This is a genomic window from Arthrobacter sp. (genome assembly GCF_031179985.1).
GTDB lineage: Bacteria > Actinomycetota > Actinomycetes > Actinomycetales > Micrococcaceae > Arthrobacter.
Genome location: NZ_JAPSHJ010000093.1, coordinates 1 through 6,186, shown reverse-complemented (window position 1 = coordinate 6,186; position 6,186 = coordinate 1). Strand labels below are relative to the sequence as shown.

Sequence of the window (6,186 nt, the reverse complement as noted above, 5' to 3'; positions counted from 1 at the left end):
CCCGGACCCGGACCCGGACCCGGGCCCTTCCCGCCCAGTTACTTCTTCCCGGAGGCAGATGTTCCCGGCGTGTTCCGGGAACACGCCGGGCAAGCGGTCGGTAACTGGGCTGGAGCGTCAGTGGCGCGTCAGAGTTGAGCCCTCAAGGCGGCGGCCTCGGCAGCATTCAGCCTGCCATCGCGGACCCAGACGGTGAAGTTCCGGGTCAGAGTCTCGCCCGCTGCCAGTTCCACGGGACGTTCCCAGGCAAGGGCTGAGCCGACGCCGGGATAGTCGGTGGCGCGAACGAACCAGGGATCCTGGGACTGAGGTGGAGCAGCGAAAACAAGGCTGGCTGGTCCTTCTGCAAAATCCGCCGTCCACGCTAGCCAGGGCGATACCGAACCGTGGACCAGGGACTCCCCGGATTGCTCCGCGGTGAAGACATTGACGTCGGTGCACAGCGGAAGCCGCCAGAAGAATCCTCCGTAGCCACTGCCTGAGGCTCCATTGGAACCGGGGCCAGCCAGGGATGCGCGCACGACGGCGGTGAGTTCCGTTTCGAGGTCGAGTCGCCACGTACGGTGGTCAACTTGCGAGGCCTTGGTGATTCGGCGTTCCCGGAGGAGTTCTGAACCGTCCTGTGCCCGCCAGCTCAAATTCTGTTCCACTACGCCCGGGGCCACGGTGCATCCCGTCTGCAGGATGGTCCCGTGGTCATCGCGTTCCTCATAGCGGCGGGCACTGCGGGTATAGGTCTTACCACCCCAGAAGTTGGTGCCGTTGACGTCCTGGAGTGCAATGCCAACTCCCAGATGCCACGGGTGGTCGGACGGGAGGTGGTCACTCACAACAACTCCAGCCAGAGTCCGCACCGGATGCAAGTAGGGCCTGGGGGAGAGTCGTCCGGCAAGGGTGGTGCCGGTGCGCAGGGAAGCCAGCGCGCCGCCGTCGTGCTGTTCCTGGCCTTCCAAGGTCAATACCCCAGCCGGTTCCCCCGGAAGGGGCCTGGCCCAGGGAAGAGCGAGCTCGCTGAAGGTGGCGTGGGCCGCAGTTGCCCGGTCCAAGGCGTCCTCGATCCCGGCGACCACCGCATGGGCGGCCTCGCCTTCGCCCTCCCAGACGATGAATTCATCCGCAATCTGGGTCGGGGCTTCCGCCGTCCTGATTGCCTCAAGGACGCGCATGAAGGCGCCGCTGTCAGCCAAGGGACTAATCAGCGGGCCGCCCTCGGTCAGGTGTTCCAGAAGGTTCTCGGTCAGGTCATCCCGCCCAAAGATTTCCCGGCGCTCTCCGTGGGAGGTGAGGACGCTTAGCCTGTCCTCGGTGTAGTGGAAAACAGCCGAACCTTCGGACCCTTGCAGGGTGATGTACGGCTCGGCTGATTCCGTGGCGCACAGCGTCAGCGCACACGTGATGGGGATGCCGGTAACAGTGCGGAGGCGGATCACTGATGTGTCGTCGGACTCGATGTCGTTTGCCCGGTAAAGGTCAGTTTCGACGGATACCAGGTCGTCCAGCCGGCGGGCATCGGCAATCCGCAGGGCAGTGGCGATCGCGTGGGCCAGGGGGTTGGTGGCCACGCCATCCACAACATCAATGCCGTCGATGCTGCGCTTTCCTGCCCAGCGGGAACGCTTGTAGTAGGCGCGGTTACGGACCCAGCGCCCCGTTGCGGTAATCCCCAGCAGATCACCGATCTCGCCCAGAGCTACGAGGTCCCGGATCGCTTCGAGCGCGTGGGAACCCAGGCTCTGGAACCCGATTTGGACGCTGCGGCCGGCGGACTCGGCGGCGCTCTGCAGTCGCTGGAAATCAGCCAAGGATGCAACCGGAGGCTTCTCCAGATAAAGATCCGCAGCAGTAAGGGCGGCCAGGGCAAGCGCGGCGTGAGTCTGGATGGGGGTCGCCACGATCACCACGTCCAAGGAAGGGGTGCCCTTCAGCAGGTCGTCCAGGTTGGGGAACACGGCAGTCTCAGCGGGCAGCGCTCCTTCGGCGGGCGGGTTTGGATCCGCCACAGCTGCCAGACTTACCAGACCCTTTTCCTGCAGCCTCTTGAGGTTCCTGAGATGGTGAGTGCCAAAGCCGTGGACTCCCACGAGCGCCACGCGGAGGGCGCCGGTGCGGGCGTCCTTCAGTCTCCGGGCGGCGTCGATATCCGGAGCGCCCTGGGGGCGGGCAAGGGGCTGGGGAATGGCGGGGTCGGGAGCGGACGGGGCCATGGCTCTCCTCGTTGTCACATGTCTTTATCTGCTCGCACCCGCGGCCGATTTACGCTTGGGCCGCTGGACGCTTGGTTTTGCACGGTCTGTAAATTTGGTTTTCATGGATGCCGCGTGGCGGCTTTCTCTATTCCACCCTAGCGCGGCAAGCGCTTTCCAAGGTGTGATATCAGCAGCTTACTTCAATCAAAGCCATCATTTCGCCATATGAGGCCCGCCCTTGACCAAGGAAAGCTCAAAGGTCTAAATTTTGAGAAACCGCTTACTGACCAGAAGGTCCAGCGACTGACCCGCACTTTCTGCAACGTTGGAGAGAGTGGCAGCTGCAGAGTCTCGGCAGGAAGTTACATGCAAATCCAGAGAAAGCTGCAAGATGAAGATCCTGTTGGCCGGCGATTCCACAGTTGCCAATTGCCCCACGAATGAATATCCGATGAGCGGCTGGGGAGCACATCTCGCAGCAGAGGTTTATTCCTGGGCTGCCGTCTACAACTATGCCAAGGGCGGTGCCAGCACCGAGTCCTTCCGTGAGGAGGGGCTGTGGGCCGCTTTGCTCCAGGAAGCCGGGAAGGGCGACTTGGTCCTGATCCAGTTCGGGCACAACGATCAGAAGCGTCCCCATCTGGCCGCCAGGACCGGTTATGCCGCAAATCTTCGCACCATGCTCACCGAGGTCCGCTCCCTGGGCGGCAAGCCTGTCCTCTGCACCTCGGTTGAGCGGCGGCACTTCCTTGGCGGAAGCGGAAACGTCCTGGAACTTGAAGAGAGCCTCGAGGATTACCCGGAAGTGGTGCGGGAGCTGGCTGCGGAACTCCAAGTGCCCTTCATTGATCTCAACAGCTGGACACGTGAACTCTATCTACAGCTGGGTGTGGAGAGTTCAAGGGAGCTCTTCTGCCATTTTGAGCCCGGGGAGCATGCCTACTGGCCCGACGGATTGGCCGACAACACCCACTTTCGTGAGGACGGAGCCCGGTTGATCGCCGGGCATGTTGCAAGCCAGCTGGTGTACGCAGGTTTCGGCCCCAACGAACGCATCACTTCCAGTGAACGCACGACGGCGGCGATTGCCTAGGTGAACGCACGACGGCGGAGATTGCCTAAGTGTCGACACGCCGAGCGAGACACGCGGGGCGGCCTAATTCAGCTGTGTGAGACACGGGTCCCCTGGGTATGGAGCCTGTAGCGGAAGGCGCCGCCGTTCCGGCTGAGGCGGTTCAACCCCGCGAAATCCGTTTGTCCGTAGCCTGTGGTCTGCAATCTGTGGTCCGCAATCCGTGGGAGGTCGGGTATGAGTCGACGTTCGTCAGCACAGTGGGCGGGTGCCGCCCGATCCACTGAGGATATTGATCTGGACGTACTGGTTCCCACCTGTAACCGGCCCGCCGAGCTTGCCGTCACCTTGGCTGGCCTGGCTGGCCAGGCTGATCCGCCCTTTCGTGTCGTCGTCAGTGACCAATCATCGGTCGAGCCGGGCTGGGGACACCCGGCAGCGGCAGCCATGGTCCGGCTGCTCGAGGCGCAAGGCAGGCCCACGTCCCTGGTCCGACATTTGCCCCGGTTGGGGCTGGCCGAGCATCGGCAGTTCCTGCTGGAACAATCAACAGCGAAGAAAGTGCTGTTCCTCGACGACGATGTGTGGCTGGAACCCGACGCACTGGAGAGAATGAGCGACGCCCTGGACCGCCTGGAGTGCGGCTTCGTTGGCATGGCACCCCAGGGGTTGTCTTTCCTTGACGACAAGCGGCCCGAACAAATGGTGTCGTTCGCCGCCTGGGACGGTCCCGTTACCCCGGAGAAAATCAGGCCGGATGCTCCGGGCTTCGAGCGGTGGCCGCTTCACAGTGCCGCCAACCTGAGCCACCTGAGCGCCCAACTCGGCCTGCAGCCCGGGCAATGGGTTCCCTACCGCGTTGCATGGGTTGGCGGGTGCACCATGTATCTGCGTGATGTTCTGAATGAGGCCGGAGGATTCAGCTTCTGGCGCCAACTGCCCCGTGAACACTGTGGCGAAGATGTCCTGGCCCAGTGGCAAGTGATGGAAACTTATGGCGGTGCCGGCATTCTTCCGTCAGGCGCCGTGCACCTGGAATCGCCCACCACAGTCGGGGACCGGAGCGTCGAAGCCTACCAGGCCGTTCTCGGGGCAGTCAGTGGAAACTCGCGGCAGGACCTATAAGGAGGCCTCTGCACCGGCTGTGCTCTGGCGGACAACAAGTTCGGGAGTGAAGACAACAGCCCTGTGCCGGACCTGCTGTGATTCCAGCTCCTCGGTCAGCAGCTCGATTGCAGTCCGTCCAATGGCCTCGGTGGGCTGGCGGATGGAAGACAAGGGAACAACGGCCGAGACAGAAAAGTCGATGTCGTCGTAGCCGATCAAAGCAATATCCTCAGGAATGCGCAGGGTGTGCATCATCGTCAGCGACTGCATGACGCCAAGGGCCAGGAGATCGTTGGCGCAAAAAATCCCGTCGGGGAGGTTCTTCGCAGGGCGTTCCACCAGGCGGTTCCCGATCCCTCGGCCCGCCAGAACAGACTGTCCCTCGGAATCCAGGACCTCCAGGGTGGCATCGGACTCTTCCTTAACCGCCCGCTGGGCGCCGCGGAGTCGGTCCGCCACCTGGTGGATGGACAGCGGGCCGCCCACGAAGGCGAGCCGACGGCGGCCTATGTCCAGCAGGTGCCGCGCTGCCAGGTAACCACCCTCGTCGTCGTCGACTGAGACAGAGCTGAACATGGCGTCGTCGGCCAGCCGGTCCACCAGAACGGTGGGCACTCCGCGTTCCCTGAGAACATTCAGCCGGGCGGTCACGTCTCCTACCGGCGAGATGAGCAGGCCCTGCACGCGCTGTTCCTGGAAGAGATCAATGTAGTTGGACTCGCGGCTCTCGTTGTGGCCGCTGTCGCCGAGGAGGACGGCGCTGCCCTGGAGCGCCGCGGCGTCCTCGGCCGCGCGGACCACGGAAGTGAAGAAGGGGTTTCCCACGTCAAGCACGATGAGTCCGATGGTTCTGCTGTGGCCGGCCCGGAGCTGGCGGGCCGCATCATTGCGCACGAAGCCAAGATCATCGATGGCCTTCAAAACCCGTTCCTTGGTTCGCTCGGAAACACGGTCCGGGTAGTTCAAGACGTTGGAAACCGTGCCGACGGCGACCCCCGCCTGATTCGCAACATCCTTAATGCTGGCTGTCCGATTCATTTTTCTCCCAGTCCTTCTGCTTACTGCCTTCAGCCAGGACGCACCTTGTCCTCGCCTGCAGCTGTGGCGGTGCTTCGCGTTAGCTGTAGTTCGCGCCGGTGAATCTTCCCGGGCTTTCGGCCCGGAGAAACTGCTCCACGGCGGAGGATGCGTTTGCCTGTCGGTAATTGCTTGACACCTGCTCGAGTTCAAGAGTACTTTGAATCGTAACAATGAAACGATTCAACTTCAGTGTTTTTAGCATTGATTCAGCAATCTTCAGGAGAGGTCCAAATGCGAGTGTGCTTCCGCTCTTCAGTGCAGCCCGGACTCATCGATGAATACCGCCAACGGCATGCCGCCGTCTGGCCGGAGATGCTGCGGGCACTCAAGGACGCAGGATGGCGCAACTATTCCCTCTTCCTGGGAGCCGACGGACTCCTGATCGGCTATCTGGAATGCGATGACTTTGACGAAGTGAAAGCCAGGATGGCTGTGACCGAGGTCAACAGCCGCTGGCAAGCCGAAATGGCTCTTCTCTTCGAAGACTCCGAGAGGCGGCCCGACGAGGGGTTCCAGGTTCTCGAGGAAGTCTTCAACCTGGACGGTCAGCTGGCCGCCCTGGATATCCACTAACCACACTTCACCACCGGAAAGAACAACTATGAATGACGTAGCGACGGCGCTGGGCAGGCTCGAGGAGCTTGCTATTGAGGTTCCCTCTTGGGCGTATGGGAATTCGGGGACGCGTTTCCGGGTGTTTGGTACGCCGGGGACTCCGAGGACGATTCAGGAGAAGTTAGC

At 62.4% G+C, this 6,186-nt stretch carries 5 protein-coding genes and 1 pseudogene; 4 read left to right on the top strand and 2 right to left on the bottom strand.

Features of this window, described 5'->3' with window-relative positions; all coding sequences use genetic code 11:
• Positions 1–128: 128 nt before the first annotated feature.
• Positions 129–2,204, bottom strand: a complete 2,076-nt coding sequence (locus RIN13_RS20025; RefSeq protein WP_309109066.1) for a DUF6807 family protein — start codon at positions 2,202–2,204, stop codon at positions 129–131.
• Positions 2,205–2,577: 373 nt separating this feature from the next.
• Between RIN13_RS20025 and RIN13_RS20020 the strand changes: the two genes are divergently transcribed.
• Positions 2,578–3,279, top strand: coding sequence for a rhamnogalacturonan acetylesterase (locus tag RIN13_RS20020; protein ID WP_309109065.1), 702 nt, complete (start codon positions 2,578–2,580; stop codon positions 3,277–3,279).
• Positions 3,280–3,495: 216 nt separating this feature from the next.
• Positions 3,496–4,383: a glycosyltransferase family A protein gene (locus RIN13_RS20015; protein ID WP_309109064.1), complete on the top strand. Its 888-nt coding sequence runs from the start codon at positions 3,496–3,498 to the stop codon at positions 4,381–4,383.
• Here RIN13_RS20015 and RIN13_RS20010 read toward each other — a convergent pair.
• Positions 4,378–5,403 (bottom strand): LacI family DNA-binding transcriptional regulator, encoded by a 1,026-nt coding sequence (locus tag RIN13_RS20010; RefSeq protein ID WP_309109063.1) that lies wholly within the window; start codon positions 5,401–5,403, stop codon positions 4,378–4,380. The genes RIN13_RS20015 and RIN13_RS20010 overlap by 6 nt on opposite strands.
• A 273-nt stretch (positions 5,404–5,676) precedes the next feature.
• Between RIN13_RS20010 and RIN13_RS20005 the strand changes: the two genes are divergently transcribed.
• Both RIN13_RS20005 and RIN13_RS20000 read left to right on the top strand, forming a co-directional pair.
• Positions 5,677–6,018 carry an L-rhamnose mutarotase gene (locus RIN13_RS20005; protein WP_309109062.1) on the top strand — a complete coding sequence of 114 codons (342 nt, stop codon included), beginning with the start codon at positions 5,677–5,679 and terminating at the stop codon, positions 6,016–6,018.
• A 28-nt stretch (positions 6,019–6,046) separates the two neighbouring features.
• Positions 6,047–6,186, top strand: a pseudogene (locus RIN13_RS20000) (rhamnose isomerase); the annotation flags it as partial.

Coding starts and splice junctions, on each gene's coding strand:
- RIN13_RS20020 (WP_309109065.1), top strand. CDS start 2,578: ATGAAGATCCTGTTGGCCGGCGATTCCACAGTTGCCAATTGCCCCACG.
- RIN13_RS20010 (WP_309109063.1), bottom strand. CDS start 5,403: ATGAATCGGACAGCCAGCATTAAGGATGTTGCGAATCAGGCGGGGGTC.
- RIN13_RS20005 (WP_309109062.1), top strand. CDS start 5,677: ATGCGAGTGTGCTTCCGCTCTTCAGTGCAGCCCGGACTCATCGATGAA.
- RIN13_RS20025 (WP_309109066.1), bottom strand. CDS start 2,204: ATGGCCCCGTCCGCTCCCGACCCCGCCATTCCCCAGCCCCTTGCCCGC.
- RIN13_RS20015 (WP_309109064.1), top strand. CDS start 3,496: ATGAGTCGACGTTCGTCAGCACAGTGGGCGGGTGCCGCCCGATCCACT.